General features: G+C 63.2%; 20 protein-coding genes and 1 pseudogene. 8 read left to right on the forward strand and 13 right to left on the reverse strand.

The features are described from left to right. The first annotated feature begins 23 nt into the window (after positions 1-23). Positions 24-1,019: an ABC transporter substrate-binding protein gene (locus NLM31_RS03860; protein ID WP_254191518.1), complete on the forward strand. Its 996-nt coding sequence runs from the start codon at positions 24-26 to the stop codon at positions 1,017-1,019. 267 nt (positions 1,020-1,286) lie between these two features. After that, positions 1,287-3,107, forward strand: a complete 1,821-nt coding sequence (locus tag NLM31_RS03865) for a tetratricopeptide repeat protein (RefSeq protein WP_254191519.1) — start codon at positions 1,287-1,289, stop codon at positions 3,105-3,107. A 744-nt stretch (positions 3,108-3,851) separates the two neighbouring features. On the opposite strand, the gene NLM31_RS03870 is transcribed toward NLM31_RS03865, so the two are convergent. The 3 genes from NLM31_RS03870 to lepA form a co-directional block, all read right to left on the reverse strand. Next, positions 3,852-4,067, reverse strand: a complete 216-nt coding sequence (locus NLM31_RS03870) for a hypothetical protein (protein WP_254191520.1) — start codon at positions 4,065-4,067, stop codon at positions 3,852-3,854. Positions 4,068-4,437: 370 nt separating this feature from the next. Then, positions 4,438-4,731 (reverse strand): hypothetical protein, encoded by a 294-nt coding sequence (locus NLM31_RS03875; RefSeq protein ID WP_254191521.1) that lies wholly within the window; start codon positions 4,729-4,731, stop codon positions 4,438-4,440. A gap of 185 nt (positions 4,732-4,916) precedes the next feature. Beyond that, positions 4,917-6,728: a translation elongation factor 4 gene (gene lepA, locus NLM31_RS03880; protein ID WP_254191522.1), complete on the reverse strand. Its 1,812-nt coding sequence runs from the start codon at positions 6,726-6,728 to the stop codon at positions 4,917-4,919. A 113-nt stretch (positions 6,729-6,841) separates the two neighbouring features. Here lepA and NLM31_RS03885 point away from each other — a divergent pair, with 113 nt between their 5' ends. Further along, positions 6,842-8,467, forward strand: coding sequence for a glycosyltransferase family 39 protein (locus NLM31_RS03885; RefSeq protein ID WP_254127995.1), 1,626 nt, complete (start codon positions 6,842-6,844; stop codon positions 8,465-8,467). Between the two features lie 9 nt (positions 8,468-8,476). On the opposite strand, the gene NLM31_RS03890 is transcribed toward NLM31_RS03885, so the two are convergent. From NLM31_RS03890 to NLM31_RS03910, 5 genes and pseudogenes are all read right to left on the reverse strand, one after another. Then, positions 8,477-8,794, reverse strand: coding sequence for an HPr family phosphocarrier protein (locus NLM31_RS03890; RefSeq protein WP_254191523.1), 318 nt, complete (start codon positions 8,792-8,794; stop codon positions 8,477-8,479). After that, positions 8,791-9,192 carry a PTS sugar transporter subunit IIA gene (locus NLM31_RS03895; RefSeq protein ID WP_007597752.1) on the reverse strand — a complete coding sequence of 134 codons (402 nt, stop codon included), beginning with the start codon at positions 9,190-9,192 and terminating at the stop codon, positions 8,791-8,793. Before NLM31_RS03895 ends, NLM31_RS03890 begins: the two co-directional genes overlap by 4 nt. A 132-nt stretch (positions 9,193-9,324) precedes the next feature. Continuing rightward, positions 9,325-9,864 (reverse strand): annotated as a pseudogene (locus NLM31_RS03900) (HPr kinase/phosphorylase). Beyond that, positions 9,861-11,651 (reverse strand): sensor histidine kinase, encoded by a 1,791-nt coding sequence (locus NLM31_RS03905; protein ID WP_254191525.1) that lies wholly within the window; start codon positions 11,649-11,651, stop codon positions 9,861-9,863. The pseudogene NLM31_RS03900 and the gene NLM31_RS03905 overlap by 4 nt, the downstream one beginning before the upstream one ends. A 194-nt stretch (positions 11,652-11,845) precedes the next feature. Further along, a complete protein-coding gene (locus NLM31_RS03910) occupies positions 11,846-12,547 on the reverse strand; it encodes a response regulator transcription factor (RefSeq protein ID WP_027535781.1) in 702 nt (233 codons plus the stop codon). Positions 12,548-12,787: 240 nt separating this feature from the next. Between NLM31_RS03910 and NLM31_RS03915 the strand changes: the two genes are divergently transcribed. The 3 genes from NLM31_RS03915 to NLM31_RS03925 all read left to right on the forward strand — a co-directional run bounded on the left by NLM31_RS03915 (position 12,788) and on the right by NLM31_RS03925 (position 18,086). Then, positions 12,788-13,531, forward strand: coding sequence for a HugZ family protein (locus tag NLM31_RS03915; RefSeq protein ID WP_254135205.1), 744 nt, complete (start codon positions 12,788-12,790; stop codon positions 13,529-13,531). A gap of 69 nt (positions 13,532-13,600) precedes the next feature. Beyond that, a complete protein-coding gene (locus NLM31_RS03920; protein ID WP_254191526.1) occupies positions 13,601-16,192 on the forward strand; it encodes a tetratricopeptide repeat protein in 2,592 nt (863 codons plus the stop codon). A gap of 277 nt (positions 16,193-16,469) precedes the next feature. Then, a complete protein-coding gene (locus tag NLM31_RS03925; RefSeq protein ID WP_254191527.1) occupies positions 16,470-18,086 on the forward strand; it encodes a phosphoenolpyruvate carboxykinase in 1,617 nt (538 codons plus the stop codon). A gap of 238 nt (positions 18,087-18,324) precedes the next feature. Here NLM31_RS03925 and NLM31_RS03930 read toward each other — a convergent pair whose 3' ends face one another. Beyond that, positions 18,325-19,140: an acyl-CoA thioesterase II gene (locus NLM31_RS03930; protein ID WP_254191528.1), complete on the reverse strand. Its 816-nt coding sequence runs from the start codon at positions 19,138-19,140 to the stop codon at positions 18,325-18,327. 150 nt (positions 19,141-19,290) lie between these two features. Next, positions 19,291-21,816, reverse strand: a complete 2,526-nt coding sequence (locus tag NLM31_RS03935; RefSeq protein WP_254128003.1) for a glycogen/starch/alpha-glucan phosphorylase — start codon at positions 21,814-21,816, stop codon at positions 19,291-19,293. A gap of 206 nt (positions 21,817-22,022) precedes the next feature. Here NLM31_RS03935 and NLM31_RS03940 point away from each other — a divergent pair, with 206 nt between their 5' ends. Further along, a complete protein-coding gene (locus NLM31_RS03940; protein WP_254128004.1) occupies positions 22,023-22,250 on the forward strand; it encodes a hypothetical protein in 228 nt (75 codons plus the stop codon). A 62-nt stretch (positions 22,251-22,312) separates the two neighbouring features. On the opposite strand, the gene NLM31_RS03945 is transcribed toward NLM31_RS03940, so the two are convergent. Next, the gene (locus NLM31_RS03945) at positions 22,313-22,603 is read right to left on the reverse strand and encodes a GIY-YIG nuclease family protein (protein ID WP_254191529.1); all 291 of its coding nucleotides are present in this window, start codon (positions 22,601-22,603) and stop codon (positions 22,313-22,315) included. 203 nt (positions 22,604-22,806) lie between these two features. On the opposite strand from NLM31_RS03945, the gene NLM31_RS03950 reads away from it, so the two are divergent. Continuing rightward, entirely contained in the window at positions 22,807-23,238 is a 432-nt protein-coding gene (locus tag NLM31_RS03950) for a hypothetical protein (RefSeq protein ID WP_254128006.1), read from the forward strand. A gap of 110 nt (positions 23,239-23,348) precedes the next feature. On the opposite strand, the gene NLM31_RS03955 is transcribed toward NLM31_RS03950, so the two are convergent. Both NLM31_RS03955 and pyrE read right to left on the reverse strand, forming a co-directional pair. Beyond that, positions 23,349-24,128, reverse strand: coding sequence for a DUF2865 domain-containing protein (locus NLM31_RS03955; protein ID WP_254191530.1), 780 nt, complete (start codon positions 24,126-24,128; stop codon positions 23,349-23,351). Between the two features lie 151 nt (positions 24,129-24,279). Further along, positions 24,280-24,843: an orotate phosphoribosyltransferase gene (pyrE, locus tag NLM31_RS03960; RefSeq protein WP_254128008.1), complete on the reverse strand. Its 564-nt coding sequence runs from the start codon at positions 24,841-24,843 to the stop codon at positions 24,280-24,282. Positions 24,844-24,935 lie beyond the last annotated feature (92 nt).

The following is a 24,935-nucleotide window of genomic DNA, read 5'->3' on the forward strand; positions in this document are numbered from 1 at the left end:
GCCACGGTTTATGAGCGAGATCCATGAAGCGACGAGAACTTCTTGGTGTTATTGGCGGAGCGGCAGCATGGCCGCTAGGGGTGCGGGCGCAGCAATCCAAGAAAATACCTCGAATTGGCCTCCTGGTGACGGGTGCGATCGAATCTCCCGAGGCGCGCGCCGCCATCAAAGCCTTCGACCAAGGACTACGCGAATTTGGTTATGTCGATGGTCAGAACGTGCTCGTAGAGATTCGAGCTGCAGGCCTGAAGGTCGAACGGTTTCCGGCTCTGGCGATTGAACTGGTCCGACTTAAGGTGGATCTCATCGTCGCTTCGAATACGCCCGCCGCGCGGGCCGCACAGCAAGCGACCACCACAATTCCCATTGTCGTTCCGGTGATGGGCGATCCTGTGGGGGATCGGCTGGTGGCCAGCCTCGCTCGACCGGGGGGCAACATCACTGGGTTGACCTTCCTCGGCCCGCAGCTTGTGCCCAAGCGCTTAGCACTGCTCAAGGAAGCGCTACCCACGGCCTCGCGGGTGGCCGCTCTTTGGCATCCCGGCGCCTATGGCGAGCGCACGATGAATGACATGATGGCAGAAGCAAAAGAGGCGGCACTAACCCTGGGAGTGCAGCTCCGACTAGTTGCTGTGCACGCCCCCGACGATTTGGATCTCGCATTTTCAACGATGATTGGAGAACGTGCGGATGCCATTCTCATATTTCCGAGCCCGATGCTTTTCAATCAACGAAAACGCATTGTCGACCTCGCGACACCGCGTCGGTTGCCTATAGTGGCTATGGGAAAAGAGTTTGTACAACTCGGTGGGTTCATATCCTACGGAGCGGACATTATGGATTTCAACCGGCGCTGCGTCGCCTATGTTGATAAGATACTTAAAGGCGCGAAGCCTGCTGACTTGCCGGTCGAACAACCCACCAAGTTTGAACTTTTCATCAATCTCAAAACTGCAAAAACGTTTGGAATCGACATCCCACCTTCGCTGGTCGCTCGCGCAGACGAGGTGATCGAATGAAAGTGCTCACTTCCAGAATTGGCCCATCTGCGGAGTTGCGTCTCATCTGACTGAGGTCCGCTCGTCGCGGCAGAGCGGACCGCATTTGCTCAACCCGAGTTTTCGCATTTTGACCCATAGCCACCACTCATCTGCCTTTAGCGGAGTTGGTTCCAACCGCGGCTTGGAGTATTTTTTGGTCGCAACCAATGAGCGAGGTTTTTTGGCCATCGTGACGACGAATCATCTAGAGGTAGTGGGACCTATTGTCTCGACTTGGAATTTGGAATGTCTCCCGGGAACCGCGGCCAAAAGCGGAACAAGATACAGCCAGCCAAGAACCTGAGAGAGGCCAATCTTCGAGAGTCAGTCTCCGCCTATCTCAAGGAGGGGCGCCACCTTGATGCGCAGCGCCTTTGTGAGCAGGCCCTGTCGGCGTCTGGCGTGGACAAGGCCGAGATCCTGCATCTCATGGGCGAGGTCTTTTTCAGCGCAGGTCATTTCGGGCAGGCGGTCGAGTGGTTTTCGCAGGCGGTTCGAACCGAAGCTCGCCCACGCTATCTGGCGAACTTGGCGACAGCGTTGGCCAAGCAAGGGCGGATCGAACAGGCCCTGCAAGTGGCCGACAAGGCTGTTCAATTGGCGCCAGGCGACGCCTCGCTTTGGTCGCTCATGGGCAACCTCCTGATCGACGCGACCAGATCCTCTGACGCACTGCTTTGCTTCAAGCACGCATTTGAGCTCGATGGACATCTGTGGGAGGCGGCTTACAAGGCCGGCCACCTGCTGCACGGGCTGGAGCAATTCGACGACGCTCTCACTTTTCTCGATCGCAGCATCCAAGCGAAGCCTGATCATGCTCCGTCGTTCCACATGCGGGCATTGGTGTTGAAGAGCCTGAAAAGGCTGGACGAGGCGCGCGCGGACAACATGCGCGCCATCGAGCTTGATCCGACCAACGCGGATACCCACGGCAACCTCGGCAACGTCCTGCAGGCGCTCGGTCAGCACGATCAGGCTGTCTTGTCGTTCGACCGGGCGCTGGCGATGGCGCCGCACATTGCACGAACCATCACCAACAGGGCGGCATCTCTTGTCGAGCTTCGCCGCCTCGACCAGGCCAAGACGGAATATGAACGTTCGCTGGCGATCGCCCCCGAATTGGCTGTCACGGAATGGAACCTTGCGCTGCTCCAGCTGCTGACTGGAGAATTCGAAAAGGGCTGGCGGGGGCGCGAAGCCCGATGGGAGATCCCGCATCTGTCTCGCGGCTATCCTCAGTTGGGCTCCCCGCGATGGCTCGGCGATGAGAGTATTGCCGGCAAGACCGTGCTTGTCTGTGCTGATGAAGGGCTGGGCGATACGATTCAGTTTGTCCGCTATATTCCCTTCCTGGCCGCGCAAGGTGCTCGGGTTGTCCTGTTGGTCGAGGAGTCCCTGGCGTCACTCTTTTCGGGCATGGACGGATTGGTCCAGTGCGTTCTCAAGCGAGACGATTCCGTCCTGCCCGCCTTCGATTTTCACTGTGCGCTCGACAGCCTGCCACTGATCTTCGGAACCACGCTCAACACGATTCCCTCGGCTCGCTCATACTTGCCGGCCGTTTCGCCAGATCGGATCGCGCATTGGGAAACGCGTCTTGGGCGTCGCGATCGACGCAGGATCGGATTGGTCTGGTCCGGAAATCCACGGCACTGGAACGACCGCAACCGCTCCGTGCCTCTCAGCGTCTTCAGCCGCCTGATGGATGTCGACGCACAGTTCGTCAGCCTGCAGAAGGACCCGAGGCCGCTCGACAAGCAGGCTCTCGATCAACGACCGGATATCGTCGATCTCACCGGCGACCTCGCCGATTTCTCTGATACGGCCGCGCTGATTTCGGCGCTCGATCTCGTCATCGCCGTTGACACCAGTGTCGCACATCTGGCTGCAGCGCTCGGGCGCCCGACATGGATCCTTCTTCCCTACGTTCCCGACTACCGATGGCTGCTCGGTCGGGACGACAGTCCCTGGTACCCCACCGTCCGCCTGTTCAGGCAAACAGAGGGCCGTGACTACGACAGCGTCATCGACCGCGTGCGCGAGGCGTTGACGTTACTGGACGGCTGACGAACTTTTTGGGGTGCAGAGAGTCGGCTTAGATGAGAATCGCGATCTATGTCCGTCTTCGGGAGATAAGCCGACCAGCTCAAGTCGGTGCGGAAGTCAGCTGTGCCCCAAGCAGACCTGACTAACCAACTCACTGCGGCTTCGTGGCCGTCCCGGGCGCGCCACCCGTAAAATTCCCAAGTGCCGGCCCCCAGCCGCAGCCGTTAAGTGGTGCGGCTCGTGGGGTCGCACCATGAAAACACCAAAGCCGAAGCAATGGACCGAGCAGGAGATTCGGCGGTTGATCGCGCTGGCCCGGCGGGGCGTTGGCGCATCGAAGATAGCCGCGGAATTGGGCCGTCACGCCGGATCAGTCAGGCGGATGGCGCGAGCGAAAGACATATTATTGAAGAAGTAGCGGCCTGGCGGAGCGCTGCCCGATCAACGGGGGCACCGGACAATGTCCTACAGTCCAAAACCTCTGCTGATGTCCCGCATGAGCCGGAGCGCGGCGTCGGTATTGCGACCATAGAGGAATGCTTGATCGAGCTGGGTAAGGAACCCAATCCCGAATAGCGCTATGGCGATGCCTCTCATCATGGTTGTGGACCGGGTTGAACGATGCTGTGAAAGTTCAAACGGCCCCAGCCGCAGGATGGGGTAACAGCCGGGGCCGGCATTCCCATTCCAATGTGCCGCAATCGGCGGTGGGCGGCACTCATCAAGTTACGCACACAGACACTAACAAATTATTTTGTTTCCCAGTCACTCCACAGGGGCCGCAGCTGGTCGTGCAATACTGCGCTCCTCAGGAAGCGGTGAGCAAATCGAGCATTGGTCGACATGATCGCGCGCCGCATCATTGGCCAAATGCTCCCAAAACTCAGCTTCGGCGAGCAGTTTCCAACTTCGATCAGGATGACGCGCGGCTGTCTGACGGCACAGCACTGCCATCGCGCGCAGGCGACCCGCAGTATCCATGTACTCCTCCCACTAATTATTCTTGTTGAAGCAGCCTATTTTCTTTTTTTGCGTCGGAGTCATTACGATTATGAGGCAAAACTAATTTTCAGCCGCGAAGCGCGCTTCGACTTCGTTACACCTTCAAATCGCGTTTCGCGCGCAACTGGCGCAATCTGCAAAGGCTACCGCCGACGCACGTCCCGTACATCTACGGGCGTTGCGCCGCGTGCATTCGCTGACGTCATCAGTCATGAAGCGATCATCGAGCAGTTGGTCGAACAGCCGACACATCGGTCGAGACGTTGGACACGACGGCCACGCGCGCCGAGACCGTGGCCGATTTCGCGATCGGGTGAGGGCGGTCTCTTCGCGCCTGGCGTGAAGCCCGTCAGATGTCCGCCATCGGAATCAATTCGAGCCTGGCGGCGGATCTTTCCAGCAGCCAGGCTTGAGCCGTCCGCCGAGGGTCATTCCGATAACTTTGAAAATCCGCTTCCGATGCGAAGCTGACGATATGCATTTCCATCGTGCCATCGGAGTTTCGAAGCCGACGCTCCAGACGTCCGTTGAACGCGGGCAGGAGCGGCAGCACCGCATCCTCGTAGGCCCTGAAGTCCGCGATGCCCTCCGCGGGTATCCGGGCGATGAGCGCAAACGTGACGGGGATGGGTTGATGGGACATCGTCGCCTGCCGGCTGCACCACTGCCATGATGCCATCCTGCCGGTGTTTTGCCCGACGAGTCAAACAGTTTTCGTAAAAATCGAAATTGCGCAATGCCGGCAAGACGTCGGCTACTGTGCAAGGGGTTGTTTTGGAGATTTATGCTGTCCGGCCCCGGACATCCCGGGCCGGATCTCGATCCGCCTCAGCTGTCGACCTTCAGCGCGGCAATGAAAGCTTCCTGCGGGATGTCGACCTTGCCGAACTGCCGCATCTTCTTCTTGCCTTCCTTCTGCTTCTCCAGAAGTTTTCGTTTACGCGTGATGTCGCCGCCGTAGCACTTCGCGGTGACGTCCTTGCGCAGCGCGCGCACGGTCTCGCGCGCGATCACCTTGCCGCCGATCGCCGCCTGGATCGGGATCTGGAACATGTGCGGCGGGATCAGCTCCTTCATCTTCTCGACCATGGCGCGGCCGCGGCCTTCCGCGCGGGTGCGATGCACCAGCATCGAGAGCGCATCGACCGGCTCGGCGTTGACCAGGATCTGCATCTTGACGAGGTCGGCCGGCTTGTAGTCGGTGAGATGATAGTCGAACGAGGCGTAGCCCTTGGAGACCGACTTCAGCCGGTCGTAGAAGTCGAACACGACCTCGTTGAGCGGAAGATCGTATTTCACCATCGCGCGGGCGCCGACGTAGGTGAGCTCCTTCTGCGAGCCGCGGCGATCTTGGCACAGCTTCAGCACGCTGCCGAGATATTCGTCGGGCGTGAGGATCGTGGCTTCGATCCAGGGCTCCTGGATCTCCTCGATCTTCACCACGTCAGGCATGTCGACGGGATTGTGGATCTCGAGCTCGCTGCCGTCGGTGAGCTTCATCTTGTAGATGACGCTCGGCGCGGTCGCGATCAGGTTGAGGTCGAACTCGCGCGACAGCCGCTCCTGGATGATCTCCAGATGCAGCAGCCCGAGGAAGCCGCAGCGGAAGCCGAAGCCGAGCGCGGCGGAGGTTTCCATCTCGAAGGAGAAGCTGGCGTCGTTCAGCCGCAGCTTGCCCATCGCGGCGCGCAGCGTTTCGAAGTCGTCGGCGTCGACCGGGAACAGGCCGCAGAACACCACGGGGATCGCGGGCTTGAAGCCCGGCAGCATCTCGGTGACCGGCTTGCGGTCGTCGGTGATGGTGTCGCCGACGCGGGTGTCGGCGACTTCCTTGATCGCGGCGGTGATGAAGCCGATCTCGCCGGGACCGAGCTCGTCGACCTGCTGCATCTTCGGCGTGAAGAAGCCGACGCGCTCGACGTCGTAGGCCGCACCGGTGCCCATCATGCGGACGCGGCTGCCCTTCTTCATGACTCCGTCGACAACACGGATCAGCACGACGACGCCGAGATAGACGTCGTACCAGCTGTCGACCAGCAGCGCCTTCAAGGTCGCGTCGCGATCGCCCTTCGGCGGCGGCAGGCGGGTGACGATGGCTTCCAGCACATCAGGGATGCCGAGGCCGGTCTTGGCCGAGATCATCACGGCATCGGAGGCGTCGATGCCGATGACGTCCTCGATCTGCTGCTTGACCTTCTCGGGCTCGGCCGCCGGAAGGTCGACCTTGTTCAGGACCGGAACGATCTCGTGATTGTTGTCGAGCGCCTGGTAGACGTTGGCGAGCGTCTGCGCCTCGACGCCCTGGCTGGCGTCGACCACCAGCAGGGAACCTTCGCAAGCGGCCAGCGACCGCGAGACCTCGTAGGCGAAGTCGACATGGCCGGGCGTGTCCATCAGGTTGAACACGTAATCCTTGCCGTCCTTGGCGCGGTAGGCGAGGCGCACCGTCTGCGCCTTGATGGTGATGCCGCGCTCGCGCTCGATGTCCATGGAATCGAGCACCTGCTCCTTGCCCGCCATTTCGCGGTCGGAGAGGCCGCCGGTCATCTGGATCAGACGGTCGGCCAGCGTCGATTTGCCATGGTCGATATGGGCGACGATGGAGAAATTGCGGATGTTGGAAATGGGGACGGTCGTCATGGGCGCGGGATACCACTCACATCCCCGTGCGGCAACCATATTGCTGTATTTTCAGGGCCTTTCTTCACGCCAAGCTGATTCCACGATGGCCCAAAACGCGCTACGCAACGGCCATGTCAACGACCTCGATCCCCTCCGCCCGCGCCCGCGTAAAACCCCGGGTGAGCTTTGACCGTTTCCGGGCCTGGCTGGTCGCCTACGCGACCGATCCCTCGGCCCGGCTCTGGCTGGTGATCCAGTTCGCCATCCTGCATGCGGTGATCTGGACCCTCATCCTGATCAATCTCAAGGCAGCGCAGGACGTTCACATGGACGTCGCAGAAGCCTGGGGCTGGGGCCAGAAATTCCTGTGGGGCTACGGCAAACATCCGCCGCTGTCGGGCTGGATCGCCGGCGTCTGGTTCAAAGTGTTCCCGGCGACGGATTGGGCGACCTATGCGCTGGCGATGGCGACGGTCGGCGTCGGCATGGTGATCTGCTGGCTGGTGGCGATGCGCGTGGTGGACCCGCGTCGCGCGTTCCTGGTCGTGGTGATGGTCGCGCTCTACCCGATCTTCAATTTCAAGGGGTTCAAGTACAATCCCGATCTGCTTCAGCTCGTCACCTTGCCGCTCGTCGTGCTCGCTTACCTCAACGCGTTCGAGAAGCGGAGCTGGCAGTCCGGCGTCTGGCTCGGGCTCGCCGGCGCGCTGGCGCTGATGACCAAATATTGGGTGCTGACCATGATCGGCGCCATCGGGCTCGCCGTACTGATCCACCCGGAGCGCATGAAATTCCTGCTGTCGCCGGCGCCCTGGGTCGCGATCGCGACGCTGCTGGTGGCGATGATCCCGCACATCGTCTGGCTTGCGGATGCGCATTTCGTGCCGCTGACCTATGCCGGCGACACCTACAGCATCGAGGATGCCGGCCAGGTGCGGCAGCTCGTGTTCGGCTATGTCCTGCATAATGCCGCGCTGCTGGCGCTTCCCGTGGCGCTCGCAGCCCTTGCGATGGCGCTGGTGCCGCCGTGGCTGACGCTGCTCGTGCGCGCGCCCTCGCGCATCGTCACGCGGGCCTGGGCGCGCGGCGCCAACGCAGGCGTCAATGTTTCCCAGGCGCTGAACATCTGGATCATCCAGATCATCGTTGCAGCCGGGCCGCCGCTCGGCGCGCTCGCCTTCAGCATCTACATGAAGACCGATTGGGGCATCTCGCTGTTCTTCCTGGTGCCGCTTGCGCTGGTCGCGATTCCGGCGCTGCGGGTGCAGAGCGCGGTGCTGTTCAATATCGTAGCGATCTGGCTGGTGCTCAGCGTGGCGACGCTCGTCGCCTCACCCTGGATCGCCGCGCGTGAGATGGCTGCGAATGCCGGCAACACCGCGACCTATGGCGCGCGCTCGGAGCTTGCGCGCGAGCTGACCCAGGCCTGGCATTCGCGCTTCGCCTCGCGCTGGGCGATCGTCGCCGGCACGATGGAATCGATCCAGCCGATGGTGTTCTACAGCCCCGACCATCCGGTTGCGTTCATCCCGAACGAGGCGTGGTCCTCCGGGCTGACATCGCTGGATGACGTCAAGAAATACGGCTTCATCGGCGTGTTCGACCCGACGGATGGCCGCCTGCCGGCATTCGAGAAGTGGGTGTCCGAGATCGCGCCGAACGCCGAGCGCATCGTGATGACGACGCGCCGCTTCACCCATGGCAAGGCCGGCCCGTCGATGACGTGGAACGTCTACATCGCGCCGCCGGCGAAGTGACCGAGGGGCCTAGACCCCTTCCTCGTTGAACTTGCTTTCAACGAGCTCGGCGATCGCCGCGAGCGCGGCTTCTGCGTCAGTGCCGGCGGCGGCGACCGTGATCGTCGTGCCCGGTCCGGCCGCGAGCATCATCAGGCCCATGATCGAGGTGCCGCCGACGGTCTCGCCGCCGCGCGTCACCCACACCTGCGCGTTGAAGCGCTCGACCGCCTGGACGAATTTCGCCGAGGCGCGGGCGTGCAGGCCGCGCTTGTTGATGATCAGGAGCTCTTTGGAGATCGCACCCGCGGGCACGCCTGTCCCCGCTTGTGGTGCGTCGTCACTCATTTGCCGGCGAGCACGCGGCTGGCGATGGTGACGTATTTGCGGCCGGCTTCCTGAGCCATCGCGATCGCGTCGGGCAGCGGACGCTCCTCGCGCACCTTGGCGAGCTTCACCAGCATGGGCAGGTTGATGCCCGCGAGCACTTCGACCTTCGGTCGGCTCATGCAGGAAATCGCGAGGTTCGACGGGGTGCCGCCGAACATGTCGGTGAGGATCGCGACGCCGTCGCCTGAATCGACGCGGTTAACCGCCTCGATGATGTCGCTTCGGCACAGATCGGAATCGTCTTCAGCGCCGATCGTAATCGCTTCGATTTGCTTTTGTGGGCCCATGACATGCTCAAGCGCTGCCTTGAATTCGTCGGCAAGGCGCCCGTGGGTCACAAGTACTAGACCAATCATCGGAAAACTCCCGCGGGCGCTTTTGGTGCACCGCACGAACGCGCCACTTTGACCATCCAGAGCCCCCGCGCAAGGGGGGATGTTGCGTATCTCCCTGAATCTAGACGGATGGATAAGGGGAGCTGCGCCGGTCTATTCGGTCGCGAGTGTGCGTTTCATATGGTTACCATTTCCCTTCAAACAATCGCCGCAAGGGTTAGGTGGAGGTTAACTCTTGGTAGTGGTCAAGGCTGCGACAACCAAGGGGAGGGGCGAATAGCCGCGCCCGACCGGGATTCGCGGTATTTCGACACCAAAAATGGTGGTTTTCAGCGATTCCGGCGCCGGCAGCCTTTCAGCGTCGTCGGCGTCCAGATCGACCACGAGGCCGACCGTCGCATGCTCCACGAAGTCGCAGCGGCGGATTCCCAGTCCCCGAATCTCGATCAGGCCGGCCAGGAGGGGGGCAGGACGGACCGCAATTTCATCGCCGACTGTCGCCAGATGGACACGGTCGTCGCCGACCAGGATGGCGCTTTCGACCACGCCTGAGCGTCCCGCCATGATCAAATCGAAGGCAAGGCGCGACTTGCCGGCGCCCGAGGGCCCGCGGATCAGCACTGCCCGGGAGCCGACCTTGACTGCGGAGGCGTGAACGCTTCGCTCGCCTTCGTCCAAGCTGCCTTGGCTCATAGCGCCGGCAGCCTCACCACGAAGCGCGCGCCGGCAACGGTCGGCGCCCCGTCCTCGTCAGCGGGGCCGGCGCGATTCTCCGCCCAGATGCGTCCGCCATGGGCGTCGACGATCTGCTTGGAGATCGACAGGCCGAGGCCGGAATTCTGGCCGAAGCCCTGATGCGGCCGGTCGGTGTAGAAGCGCTCGAAGATGCGCTCCAGCGCGTCGTCGCGGATGCCGGGACCGTCGTCGTCGACCACGATCTCGATCTCGCCGCGCACGCGCCGGCAGGTCAGGCGCACCTTGCTGCCGGCCTCCGAGAACGATTGCGCGTTGGAGAGCAGGTTGGAGACCACCTGCCCGAGCCGCGAATCATGACCGGTGACCGCGAACGTGTCAGTCGGGCTGCGGCCCTCGAATCGGGCCTCGACTGCGACGTCGTGGCCGAGCTTGGTTTCATTGGCGACCGCAACCAGCGTGCCCAGGAGCCGCCTGAGGTCGACCGGGATCGCATCCTGCCGCTGCAATTCGGCATCGAGCCGGCTTGCATCGGAGATATCGGAGATCAGGCGGTCGAGCCGCTTGACGTCGTGCTCGATCACCTCGAGCAGGCGGGCGCGGCTGTTCTCGTTGCGCGCCAGCGGCATTGTCTCGACCGCGGAGCGCAGCGAGGTCAGCGGGTTCTTCAGCTCGTGGGCGACGTCGGCGGCGAACATCTCGATCGCCTCGATGCGCTTGTAGAGTGCGCTGGTCATGTCGCGCAGTGCGCCGGAGAGATGGCCGATCTCGTCGCGGCGGCGGGTGAAATCGGGAATCTCGACGCGGGTCTTGATGCGGCGGCGGACCCGCTCGGCGCTGTCGGCGAGCCGGCGCACGGGACCTGCGATCGTGCTCGCGAGCAGCAGCGACAGCATGATCATGACCGCGGCGGCGACACCGCCGACCTTCAGGATGGCCAGGCGCTCGGCCGTGACCATCTGATCGATTTCGTCGCCCTGGGTCGACAGCATCAGCGCGCCGTGGATCGCGCGCGCGCGCTGCACGGGGACCGCGACCGAGACGATCACCTCGCCGCGCGCATTGACCCGCACCATCGAGCGCTTCTGGCCCTGGAGCGCATCGGCGACTTCAACATAGCCGTTGCCGTTCTCGCGCCCGAGTTCGCGGTAGAGCGGCAGGTCGCCGCGGTTCAGCCAGGTGCGGGTCGCGACCATGGCGCGCTCGACCAGCCCGGGTTTCTCGGACGGTGGCGGCAGCGGAAAGGCCCTGAGAACGTCGAGGTCACGGCTGTCGAGCAACACCGAGCCGTTGGGATCGAAGATCCGCGCGCGGGTCTTGGTCGGCGAGATCAGCGTGCGCAACACCGGCGCCACGCGCTCGGGATTGATCGGAAAATCCAGCGAATCGTCGGGCCCGCCATAGCTCTCGCCCAGTTTCAGGTCGAGCAGCCGTTCGGGGTCGACGGTGATCGCGTTGGTTTGCACCGTCGCCGAGGCGCCGATCGCGCCGGCGATGATTTCGGCCTGCACCAGCAGGCTCTGCGCGCGCGCGTCGATCAGGCCGGCGCGGAATTGCGACAGATAGAGGATGCTCGCGACCAGGGCGACGAGACCCGCCAGATTGAGCGAGACGATGCGGCGGGTGAGGCTCGAGAACGACAGCGCGAAGAAGAACTGGCCGGCGCGCTTGAGCCAGTTCAGCGGTCCCCAACCGCGCGTAGCCGGCTTGTCCTCATGCTCCGAGGCGCCGTGGGCGGTAACGTCCTCGGCGTTCGAACTCGGATCAGGCTGCGTTCGGTCAAGCAATGCTTACGCCCACGTTAGGACAGCTCGTGTGACGGTCCCCGCATCCTAGAGCATGATCCGGAAAAGTGTGCAGCGGTTTTCCGAAAGATCATGCTCAAACAATAAACTGAAGCGCGATTGCGCTTCAGAGCATGCCCGGTTCCGATGGAATCAGAACCGGCGCAGCCCTCATCTGTCGTGAAGGCGCGTGCGCCTCAGGCTTCCTTGAAGCGGTAGCCGACGCCGTACAGCGTCTCGATCATTTCGAAATCGTTGTCGACCACCTTGAACTTCTTGCGCAGCCGCTTGATGTGGCTGTCGATGGTGCGGTCGTCGACATAGACCTGGTCGTCATAGGCGGCGTCCATCAGCGCATTGCGGCTCTTGACCACGCCGGGCCGTGTCGCCAGCGCCTGCAGGATCAGGAATTCGGTGACCGTCAGCGTCACCGGCTCGTTCTTCCAGGTGCAGGTATGGCGTTCCGGGTCCATGCGCAGCAGGCCGCGGTCGAGCGCCTTGGCGTCGTTCTCCTTCGGCGCGACGGTCGGATCCTTCGGCGCCGAGCGGCGCAGCACTGCCTTGACACGCTCGACCAGCAGGCGCTGCGAGAACGGTTTGCGGATGAAATCGTCGGCGCCCATCTTGAGGCCGAACAGCTCGTCGATCTCCTCGTCCTTGGAGGTCAGGAAGATCACCGGCAGGTCGGACTTCTGCCTGAGACGGCGCAGCGTCTCCATGCCGTCCATGCGCGGCATCTTGATATCGAGGATGGCGAGATCAGGCTGGGTCGTGCGGAAACCGTCGAGCGCGGAGGCGCCGTCGGTGTAGGTCATGATGCGATAGCCTTCGGCTTCCAGCGCGATCGAGACGGATGTGAGAATGTTGCGGTCGTCGTCGACCAAAGCGATTGTGGGCATGAGCCTCTGCTTTCTGCTTTCCGTTTGGGTCGTGGCTTAAAACGGCGAGCAATCCAGTGATGCGCCGCATACATGGGTGCCGAATTGGCATTCGAACCTTGTCACCGAGCAATGCAAGCTGGGCTGAAGTGTGACCAAGTTCCACGAAACACGGCAGATTCGCCGCGTTTCGACCCATAACCAGACCCTCGTTTACCCGAAAAAAGGCCTGCCTTGCAACCACCTGAGCCGAGAAAGCCCATGCAACCGACCCCTGATTTCGCTCCCCAAACGCTCGCCAAATCGCTGCTCAGGCGGTCGCGACAGGGAGCGCTCGCGACGCTCATGCCCGGCAGCGGCGATCCCTATTGTTCCCTGGTCAATCTGGCCAGCCATCCCGACGGCTCGCCGATCCTGCTGATCTCCCGATTGGCGGTTCATACCAAGAACATCCTCGCAGACAGCCGGGTCTCCCTGATGCTGGACGAGCGCGCCGCGGGCGATCCGCTGGAAGGCGCCCGGATCATGCTGTCCGGCCGGGCCGAACAGGCCGAGGACGAGAAGGATATGCTGCAGCGGCGGTATCTCAATGCTCATCCTTCAGCGGAGGCCTTTGTTTCATTTAAGGATTTTTCGTTCTTCCGGATCCGCCCGACCGGAACCCATCTGGTCGCGGGCTTTGGCCGAATCGTCGATCTCAAGCCGGAACAGTTCCTCACGGACCTCGCCGGCACCGAGGACCTGCTGGCGGCCGAGGAGGGGGCGGTCGAGCACATGAATGCCGACCATCGCGAGGCCATGGGCCTTTACGCCACCCAACTGCTCGGCGCGGCCGCAGCCGACTGGCGCTGCACCGGATGCGACCCCGAAGGCCTCGACATGCAGGACGGCCAGACTGCGCTGAGGCTGGATTTTCCGGAGCGGGTCACGAATGGCACGGCACTGCGCAAGATGCTGGTCCGCCTCGCCGGCGAGGCGCGCGCGAAGGCCGGCCAGGCGCAATGATTTGAACGCTGCTGCCCATCGCTGCGACCCAAGACCGTAATGGTCGCAAGGCGCGCAGCGAGAGGGTTCATGACACGCCGTCGTTTGATGCTCGCGGGCTTGGCGCTCGCGATCGCTGCGTCGCTGGCCACGCCCGGCCTTGCGCAGAAGGGCAATCTCGCGACGGAGAGCGCCAGGATCAACGAGCTGACCAAGGCCGGCAGATATTCGGAGGCGCTTCCCCTGGCGCAGGCGATGGTCGCGAGCCTGGAGAAGAGCGACAACGGTCGCGAACTTGCCGCCGCCTTGAACAATCTCGGTCAGGTCTATGCCGGTCAGGGCCGGGACGACCTCGCCGAGCCGCTCTACAAGCGTTCGATCGCGTTGATGGAGAAGTCGCTGGGGCTCGACAACGCGCTGGTCGCGGCCGAGCTGACCAATCTCGCCGCGTTGTATCAGCGGCAGGGCCGCTTCGCCGAGGCCGAGCCGCTGTTCAAGCGGGCGCTGGCCGTCCGGGAGAAGAGCCTGTCACGCGAGCATCCCGATGTCGGCCAGGCCCTCAACAATCTGGCCACGCTCTATGTCAGGCAGCAGCGTCAGGCCGAAGCCGAGCCGCTGTTTCAGCGCGCGCTCGCGATCTACCAGAAAGCCGCCGGGCCCGAGCATCCTGCGGTCGCCACGGTCCTGAACAACATCGGCCAGGTCGATCGCGATCTCGGCCGCGACGCCGATGCCGAAGCGCCGATCAAGCGCTCGCTCGCGATCCGCGAAAAAGCGCTGGGACCGGATCATCCCGACGTCGCACGTTCCCTCAATAATCTCGCCGGCCTCTACGAACATCAGCATCGCTATGCCGATGCCGAGCCGCTGTATCGCCGCGCGCTCGCCATCCGCGAGCGTGCGCTGGGGCCGGATCATCCCGACGTCGCGACATCCACCGGCAATCTCGCTTATTTCCTCTTTGTGTCCGGGCGAATTGCGGACGCGTTGCCGCTCGCGGAAAAAACGCTTGCGAACGATCGCGCGCAGCTGCGCGTGGTGCTGCCGATCCTGTTTGCGGCGCGCCAGCAATCGCTGCTGCCGCAAGACAAGGCGCTGGACGAGGCGCTCGCTGCGATCCAGCGCGGCACGCAATCCTCCGCCGCATCGGCCGTGAACAAGCTCGCGGTGCGGCTCGCCGCCGGCAGCGACCGTCTCGCCGAGCTGGTGCGTAAGGACCAGGATCTCGGCGCCGAATCTGAATCGCTCGACAAGGCGATCATCGCGGCCGTGTCGAAGCCGTCGGCGCAGCGCGACGTCGCTTCCGAGCAGCGCAGCCGCGCCCGGATCGCAGGCATCGCAAGCGAGCGTGCCGGCTTGCAGAAGACGCTTGCCATCGAATTCCCAGACTACGCCTCGCTCTCCAACCCGGTGCCGCTGACGGTCAAGGACGTCCAGCCGCTGCTGTCGACCGATGAGGCGATGGTGCTTTATTCCGTCGTCGACAACCGCAGCTACGTCATTGCCATCACGCGCGAGGGCGCCGACTGGAAGGAAATTCCGCTTGGCGCGGACGCGCTGGCGCAGAAGGTCACGGCTTTCCGCCGCGGCCTCGATGTCGGCAAGGCGCGCGATGGCTCCGGCAAATCGGGCTTGTTCGACCTCGCCCTCGCCAATGAACTCTATGTCACGCTGCTCGGCCCGGTCGAGGCGCTGACCAGGGACAAGCGCAGCCTGCTCTCGGTGCCGTCGGGCGCGCTCACTGCGTTACCGTTTCATTTGCTCGTCACGGAGACACCGCAATCTGCGATCCCGGAGACGCTCGAGGGCTATCGCAGCGCTGCCTGGCTGCTGCGGCGTCAGGCTGTCTCGGTGCTGCCATCGGTGGTCAGCCTGAAATCGCTGCGTGCTTTTGCGCGCAAGGACGAGGGCGTCAAACCGATGACCGGCTTTGGCGATCCCGTGTTCAATCCCGCCGAGGGCGGCCCCGCCGATCGTCGCGCAGCGAGCGGCAAGGTTGCCGCGCGCAGCATCGCGACCATCGCTTACACCGACTTCTGGCGCGGTGCAGGCGTCGATCGCGCGCGACTTGCGCAGGCGCTGCCGCAACTGCCCGATACTGCAGACGAGCTGAATGCCGTGGCGAAAGATGTCGGTGCGACTGACGCCGACATTCATCTCGGTCGCGATGCCAGCGAAGCGACGCTCAAGCGTGCACCGCTTGCTCAATACAGCATCATCTACTTTGCGACCCACGGCCTCGTCGCCGGCGACGTCAAGGGTGTGGGCGAGCCGTCGCTTGCGCTCTCGATTCCCGACCAGCCCTCGGAGCTCGATGATGGCCTGCTCACGGCGAGCGAAGTCGCCCAGCTCAAGCTCAATGCCGATTGGGTCGTGCTGTCGGCCTGCAACACGATTGCCGGCGACAAGCCCGGCGCCGAGGCCCTGTCGGGATTGGCGCGCGCCTTCTTCTATGCAGGTGCGCGCGCACTGCTGGTTTCGCATTGGGCAGTCGATTCGGAGGCTGCTACCCGCTTGACCACTTCGACTTTCGATCTGCTCAAAAACGAACCAACAATCGGCAGAGCCGAAGCTCTGCGCCGCGCGATGTTAACGTACGTTGATGACGCCTCGTCGCCCCGCAATGCCTACCCCGCGATGTGGGGGCCATTCGCACTGATCGGCGAAGGTGCGGTACGATAGACCCGCGCGTTTGTGCGTCGCAAAACTCCGATCAACGCTGAAACACGCATTTGGTTGCGCGATCATTCGTGATTTTTGCGCAGGCTCGCTCAGGGCTGTCATGCGCGACGTTTGGCGCGGTCCTTGAATAAACCAAATCCTGCGGGATCAGCTTGGCAACGTCAGCGTTCATCAGTATTAGGTCATCCAACCGAGGCCGATGGCCTGTAATTCACGGTGACTGCGACGGCGCCAACTTAGGTCGCGCTATGTGTCGCGGGTTCTAGGAGGGTTTTTCGTGCAAGAGACGGGCGTGCGCAACGGTGCTTTCGGTGCCGACAAATTCGGCTTAAAGAATCTCAAGCAGGTTCACTGGAACCTGGGCGCACCGCAGCTCTATCAATACTCGCTCTCCGCGGGTGAGGCGGTGCTGTCCGCCGACGGTTCGCTCTGCGCCGACACCGGCGAGTTCACGGGCCGCAGCCCGAAGGACAAATTCACGGTGCGTGACGCCACCACCGACAAGAAGATGTGGTGGGCCGGCAACCAGTCGATCACCGCGGAGCAGTTCGAGACGCTCTATCAGGATTTCCTCAAGCACGCCGAAGGCAAGAGCCTGTTCGCGCAAGACCTCTATGGCGGCGCCGATCCGGCCTACCGGATCAAGACCCGCGTCTTCACCGAACTCGCCTGGCACTCGCTGTTCATCCGCACGCTTCTCATCCGCCCCGAGGCGGTCGAGCTGTCGAGCTTCACACCCGAGCTCACCATCATCGACATGCCGAGCTTCCGCGCCGATCCGAAGCGCCATGGCTGCAAGTCGGAGAACGTCGTCGCGATCGACTTCGCCCGCAAGATCGTGCTGATCGGCGGCTCCTACTATGCCGGCGAAATGAAGAAGTCGGTCTTCACCACGCTGAACTATTATCTGCCCGAGCGCGGCGTGATGCCGATGCATTGCTCGGCCAATGTCGGCGCCAATGGTGACTCCGCGATCTTCTTCGGCCTGTCTGGCACCGGCAAGACCACGCTGTCGGCCGATCCCAACCGCACGCTGATCGGTGACGACGAGCACGGCTGGGGCCCGAACGGCATCTTCAATTTCGAGGGCGGCTGCTACGCCAAGTGCATCAAGCTCTCGCAGGAAGCCGAGCCCCAGATCTACGCGGCGTCGACCCGCTTCGGCGCGGTGCTCGAGAACTGCGTCCTCGACGAGGACACCCGCATCGTCGATTTCGACGACGGCTCCAAGACCGAGAATACCCGCTCGGCCTATCCGCTCGACTTCATCCCGAACGCCTCGCGCACCGGCCGCGCGCCGCAGCCGAAGAACGTGGTGATGCTCGCCGCCGACGCCTTCGGCGTGCTGCCGCCGATCGCAAAGCTGTCGCCGGCGCAGGCGATGTACCACTTCCTCTCCGGCTATACCGCCAAGGTTGCCGGCACCGAGCGCGGCCTCGGCAACGAGCCGCAGCCGGAATTCTCGACCTGCTTCGGCTCACCCTTCCTGCCGCTCGACCCCAGCGTCTACGGCAACATGCTGCGTGACCTGATCGCCCAGCACAATGTCGACTGCTGGCTGGTCAACACCGGCTGGACCGGCGGCAAGTACGGCACGGGTTCGCGCATGCCGATCAAGGTGACGCGCGCGCTGCTGACCGCAGCCCTCGACGGCTCGCTTCGCAACGTCGAATTCCGCACCGACAAATATTTCGGCTTCGCGGTCCCGACCGCGCTGCCGGGCGTGCCGAGCGAGATCCTCAACCCGGTCAACACCTGGAAGGACAAGGACGAGTTCGACAAGACCGCCTGCGCGCTGGTCGGCATGTTCCAGAAGAACTTTGCCAAGTTCGAAGCCCAGGTAGACGCCGAAGTGCGCGCCGCTGCGCCGGACGTGAAGCTCGCGGCGGAGTAATCTTCGCTTCGTTGGAATGCGAAAGGGCGGCCGCGAGGCCGCCCTTTTTGTTTGTGCGGGACATGCGCGCGCCACACAATCAGTGTCGTCCCGGCGAAAGCCGGGACCCATACCGCGTGATCTATCGATAGCGTGCGGTGCAAGTACCGGCGAAGAAGAGGTCACTGCGCGTCTTCGTCAAACTACGCCCTGTGGTTATGGGTCCCGGCTTTCGCCGGGACGACAGCGGAGCGAGATCTTAGGCCTTGAAATACGCAATCTGCGTCGTCGTCGCGAGCAACCGCCCGTTCGGCGACCACAGCTCGGCGTTCTGGTCGGCGTAGCTCTTGTGCATGATCTTCGAATCGGCCGTCGCGAGCACGCGCGTGATGTCTTCGGCGGCAAGCTCCGCCACGTCAGTGTGGAAATACGTCGTCAGCGACACCGTGCCGAACGGCACCAGCTCGCGCCTTGCGTGAAAGATGCGGCCGAAGAAGGCGTCCGACATCGACATCAGCGACGGCATGTCGAGCTTGCGCGGCTCGCGATCGCTGATCCAGAGCTTTGAGTAAGTACCGGCGAGTTCGGGCTGCGGCGGGCCGAGCCGCATTTCGCCCTCGACGAAGCGGAATTCATACTGGTTGGCCCAGGACGCCTTGATCTTCGGGAACGGCAGCGTCTGTTCGAACGGCTTTGTATCCGGATATTGCGCCACCCGGTGCTCCCAGGACGGCCGGCGTTCGGCGAACACGGCGGTCGCGAGCGTCGCGACCTCGCCGCCGCCCTGCGACAGTTCGACGCTCCAGTGCTGGCTGGAGCGGTTGGCCTTCACCAGCCGGATGTCGAGATCGAACGGGCCCTTGGCGATCGGCGCGCAGTAATTGACGGTCAGCGCCAGCGGATCGCCGGAGCGTTCTGGATGCTCGATCAGCGCACGCAGGATGGTCGCGGCGGTGACGCCGCCGAACGGTCCGACGAACGCCCAGTAGTCGTCGCTGGTGTGCCCCTGCCAGTGCGAGTCACCGGCGGTGATGCGGGTGGCGTCGTCGAAGGGGTGCGGGAGCTTGGCGTGCATTCTTGGTCCTTGATGCCGACCCCGTCGTCATTTCGAGCGCAGCGACGCAATGCAGATCGACGGCGCTTGGGGATGACGATAGTCATATCATCATCCGCCCAGCGGGATGCAATAACCCCGCAGGTAACGCCGATTTCACGCTGGGGAAAATCAGCTCGCCGCGTCGCGCAGGGTCTCCGCCATCTGGAACGGCGGCGTGATCGGATTGACCGGAACGTTCCAGATTTCCTCGGCGTATTCGCGGATGGTGCGGTCGGACGAGAACCACGCCATGCGCGCGACGTTGAGGATGGAGGCGCGGGTCCAGGCTGGCGCCACTTGCCAGCGTGCGTCGACGCTGCGCTGCGCCTCGTAATAGGAATCGAAGTCGGCGCTGACCATGTAGTGGTCGAGATAGCGCAGCGCATGCGCGATGGATTCGAAGCGGCCGGGATCGCCGGGCGAGAATTCGCCGGCGCCGATCGCATTGATGGCGCGCTGGAGCTTTGGCGAATTGCGGATCACGTCGGAGGCATCCAGTCCCTGCTTGCGCCGGATCATCACGTCGCCGGCTTCCATGCCGAAGATCGCGATGTTCTCGATGCCGACCTGGTCGCGGATCTCGATATTGGCGCCGTCGAGCGTGCCGATGGTGATGGCGCCGTTCAGCGCCAGCTTCATGTTGCCGGTGCCGGAGGCTTCCATGCCGGCGGTGGAGATCTGCTCGGACAGGTCGGCCGCCGGAATGATCACTTCGGCAAGGCTGACATTGTAGTCGGGCAGGAAGACGACCTTCAGTTTGCCGCCGATGGCGGGATCGTTGTTGACGACCTCGGCAACGTCGTTGATCAGCTTGATGATCAGCTTGGCGTAGCGGTAGCTCGCGGCCGCCTTGCCCGCAAAAATCTTCACCCGCGGCACCCAATTGCCGTTGGGGTCGTCCTTGATCGACTGATACAGCGCAACCGTCTCGATGACGTTGAGCAGCTGTCGCTTGTATTCGTGGATGCGCTTGATCTGCACGTCGAACAATGCGGTCGGATCGACCTTGATCCCGAGCCGCTCGCCGATCAGGCGTGCCAGTGCGGTCTTGTTGTGAAGCTTGACGGCGCGGAATTTTTTCTGGAATTCGACGTCGCTGGCGCGCGCCTCGATCAGCGAGAGCTGGGTCGGGTCGTCGAGCACGGCTTCGCCGCACGTCTCGCGCAGCAGGTCGGTGAGCTTCGGATTCGCCAGCATCAGCCAGCGGCGGAAGGTGATGCCGTTGGTCTTGTTGGTGATGCGGCCGGGATAGAGATGGTTGAGATCGTGGAACACGGTCTCGCGCATCAGGTCCGAATGCATCGCCGAGACGCCGTTGATGCGGTGCGAGCCGACGAAGGCGAGCTGGCCCATGCGGACGCGGCGGCCGCTCTTCTCGTCGATCAGCGAGACGGAGGCGCGGAAGTCGATGTCGCCGGGGGCGCGCGCTTCGGCCAGCGCGAGATGCTGCACGTTGATGCGGTAGATGATCTCGAGATGGCGCGGCAAGAGCTTCTCGAACAGCTCGACCGGCCACGTCTCCAGCGCTTCCGGCAGCAGCGTGTGATTGGTGTAGGACAGCGTCGCGACCGTGATCTTCCAGGCCTCGTCCCAGCGGAAATTGTGGAGGTCGACGAGGATGCGCATCAGCTCGGTGACGGCGAGGCTCGGATGCGTGTCGTTGAGCTGCACCGCGACCTTGGACGACAGGCTGCGCAGCTGGCCGTCGGAAGCGAGATGCCGCTTGATGAGATCCTGCAGCGAGGCCGAGACGAAGAAATATTCCTGGCGCAGCCGCAATTCACGGCCCGCCGGGCTTTCGTCGTTCGGATAGAGGAATTTGCAGATCGCTTCGGCGCGCGACTGCTCGGCGCTGGCGCTGACATAGTCGCCCTTGTTGAAGGCGTCGAGCTTCAACGGATCGGGCGAACGCGCCGACCACAGCCGCAATGCGTTGACGTGCTGGCCGCGCCAGCCGACGATCGGCGTGTCATAGGCGATCGCCTGCACCGTCTCGCCCGCGTGCCAGATCGCGCGGTCGCGGCCCTTGTCGTCGACATGCTCGACGCCGCCGCCGAAATTCACGTCGTAGATCACTTCGGGCCGCTGCAATTCCCAGGGATTGCCGAAGCCGAGCCATTCGTCCGGATATTCCTGCTGCCAGCCCTGATTGATGATCTGGCGGAACAGGCCGTAATCGTAGCGGATGCCGTAGCCGATTGCGGGGATCGACAGTGTCGCCATGCTCTCCATGAAGCAGGCCGCGAGACGGCCGAGACCGCCATTGCCGAGCGCGGCATCCGGCTCGCATTTGCGCAGCTCAGGCAGCGACACGCCGAGATCGCCGAGCGCGACCTCGAAGATCTTCAACAGACCCATGTTGTTGAGCGCATCGGTGAAGAGGCGGCCGATCAGGAATTCGAGCGAGAGATAATAGACGCGCTTGCGCCCTGCGTCATAGCTGCGCTTCTCGGCCGTGAGCCAGCGATGCACGATGCGGTCGCGCAGCGCCAGCGCCGCGGCCTGGTACCAGTCGTGCTTGGTCGCCATGCCCGCATCCTTGCCGATGGCAAGGCGCAGCTTCGCCAGGATCGCGCCCTTGATCTCCGACAACGCGAGTTCGTCGATGGGCTGACCCGGGGCGGGGAAATTTGGCTGGAACGATTGATCTTGCAAGGCCGTCACTTCCTGGTCGCGAGAACACCACTGAACCCTACGCGTCTTGCCCCTGCACCGAAACCATCGCTGGCGCGGCCGTGCACTGCGCTGGCGTAAAATTATGCAAGGAACGGGCCGGTTTGGGAACCCGGACGAGCACGGAGAACGCCGATTTGGTGCTAGATTGATCACAGATTCAGCCATCACTGTGGAGGAGACGCCCCATGAGACTGCTGATCGAAATCGCTGCCGCAGCGCTCCTTGTCATCTGCATCGCCACCTCGAGCGCCGCCTTCGCCGCCGGCCAGCGCAGCGCCGATGGCCTGAGCTGCGGCTTTACCGTCCCGCAAAACGCAACTCCCGCGGCCCGCTGCGCCGCCATCAAGCGCCAATGCGGCGGCAAGTTTTATGCGAGTGCGTGCGGGGATCGGTTGATATCGGCGGCGAATTGAGTAGGGCGAAACTGCATCCACATCGTCGTCCTGGCGAAAGCCAGGACCCATTACCCCGACTGTCAAATGAGGCCCGATCGATCACTCCAATCGGGATTTTCCTGCTCGATCAGCTTGATCTTCCAGTCGCGCTTCCAGAATTTTAGCTGCTTCTCACGTGCGATCGCTTCTTGCGGAGTGGCGAACGCTTCGACATGCACGAGACGGAAGATCTTGTACTTGTAAACGAACTTCGAGCCCTGTCCTGCGCGATGTAGCTCAACGCGACCACCGATGTCGTTGGTGACGCCAATGTACAGCGTACCGTGATGACGACTTGCGAGGATGTAGACGAAGTAGCTGCTGGTGCTCATGGCTCAAGCCCGCAAAGGCAACGCCGACCGGGGTAATGGGTCCTGGCTTTCGCCAGGACGACGATCTCAAACGACGGCCTCGATAATCAACTGTTCAGCATCGGAACAAATTAAGAACACTTTAGCAAGTCTTTGATATATCATTGTGATTCGGCGCATTGCCGACACAATATCTAGGGTCTGACAGCCGTCGCGAGGACTACATGTCCACCATTGCCTTCGATCAATTTGCCCTCACCCGGATCGCCGATTTCGCGCGATCGCTGTCGCGGCTGCATCAGGCGGCGCGGCGCTATGCCGTCGACGACGACCAGTTCGATCGCGAATTCAACGCGGTGTGCCAGTCGATCTGGGGCTACACCATCGACGACATCAGCGACGATCTGTTCGCGCCCGAGGATCATCATTTCCTCGACACACTCGACGAAGCGAATGCGCGCATCTTCGCGGCCGAGCAGGGCTACGACCTCGTCAGCGAGACGGGCATGCTGACCGACTGGTGGGGCTTTTGCTGGATGATCCTGGCCGAGAAGCGCGGCCTGCTGACGGCCGAAAATCGCGCTGCCGCGCGCGCGGCGATCGAGGAGAAATATCTGGCGGCGCCGAATGTGATCGGAGTGATCATCGGGCGGTAGTGGTCTCTCCTCGTCAATGCGAGCGCAGCGAAGCAATCCCGACTGTCTCCGCGGACGGACTCTGGATTGCTTCGCTGCGCTCGCAATGACGGCTTGGTTGAAGGTTGGTCTTAATCCAGTCCCGCACGCTTCGCCGATTTCGGCTGTGTCTTCGGCACCGTGACATCCGGCAGCGCCTCGCGCACGATCTCGGCTGCCGGCGCATCTGCTGCCACCGTCTCTGCACGCACCGGGGCCACCTTCATCTCGCCGAGCCGCGCACGGACCTGCGCGGTGAGGCCGGGATAGGAGGCGACGGGGGTGAATTCGGCGGTCTGCTCCATGCCGAGCCGGACGCCGGTATAGGCGACCAGGCCGTCGGTGGTGGCGATGACGTCGCCGGCCTTCAGTGACGAATCGAGCGTGAGGTCGACCGGCGCGAGCCCGACCGGCTCGCGGCCGTTGCAGGTGCAGTCCGCGCGCAGCGCCTTGCGGTAGGCGAACGCGTTCTCGCTGTCGGCATAACGCTCGCCGCTCTGGCTATAGGCACCGTCGATCGAGGAGCCGAAGAAGACTTTTGTGGTGCTGGCAGGGCAGAAGGCCTGACACATCTGTGCCGGCGAGGCGAGGCCGCGCATCAGCGGAAAATATTTGCCGTCGCAGCTGCGCACGCAAAAGGCCGGGCCCGAGCCGCCGGCCGCCGCCGAGCGGGTTGGCGGCACATATTGTGGCTGGCTGGCCGAGTTCTGCTGACTGGCGAAGGGATCGACGAAGGAGTTCGCCTGCTGCGGCACGTCGCGCTGCGGGCGTTGCTGGGCTCCGCCGAAGAAGAAATCGAACAGGCCTTCGGCCGAAACCGGGGCAGGAGCTGCAAGCAGCGGTGCTGCAACGAGGGTAGCGGCCACTAGCATCGCGCGACGCCGCCGGCGCGCATGGGACAACTCTGTACGCAACGCTTACTCCACCCAACGCCACCAAACCGGCCGGGACCATCAGGTCTCAGCACATGATTCACCATAAAGCGGGATGGTAAATGAGCGGTTGAGGGGGCGCCTCGCGCCGTTACGCCTTCAAAAATTCCGACGCCTTGTACAGCGAGCGGAACGGCAGGCCGGCCGCACCAAAGGTGTCGGTGGCGCCTTCCTCGCGGTCGACCATGGTCAGCACCAGCACCACTTCGGCACCGGTCTCGCGCACGGATTCCACGGCCTTCATCGCCGAGCCGCCAGTGGTGGTGACGTCCTCGACGATCACGACGCGCTTGCCTGCAAGCGTCTCGCCCTTCGGCAAGCCTTCGATTGCTAATCTCGCGCCATGCTCCTTCGGCTTCTTGCGCACAAAGAAGGCCGCGATCGGATGGCCCTTGATCCAGGAGATCTGCGCCAGCGCGCCGGCCAGCGGCACCGCGCCCATCTCCAGCCCGCCGATGAAGTCGAGATTGTCGTCCTTCAGCGTCTCGAAGGTGAGCTCGGCGAGCAGCGTCGCGCCCTCCGGGTCCATCATGGTCGGCTTGAGGTTGAAATAGAAATCGCTCTTGCGGCCCGACGCGAGCGTCACCTCGCCCCGGCCGAAGGAGCGGCGGCGGATGATTTCGAACAGGCGGGCGCGGGAGGCGGATTTCGACACGGCGGTCCCTCGGGGGCGTTCTTGGAGGTGGCGGAATTTATCCGCGACGGCGGTGACATTCCAGAGGGGGCGTCCCCCGTCAATAGGGATCG

Source organism: Bradyrhizobium sp. CCGUVB4N (assembly GCF_024199945.1).
In the GTDB taxonomy this organism is placed as follows: domain Bacteria; phylum Pseudomonadota; class Alphaproteobacteria; order Rhizobiales; family Xanthobacteraceae; genus Bradyrhizobium.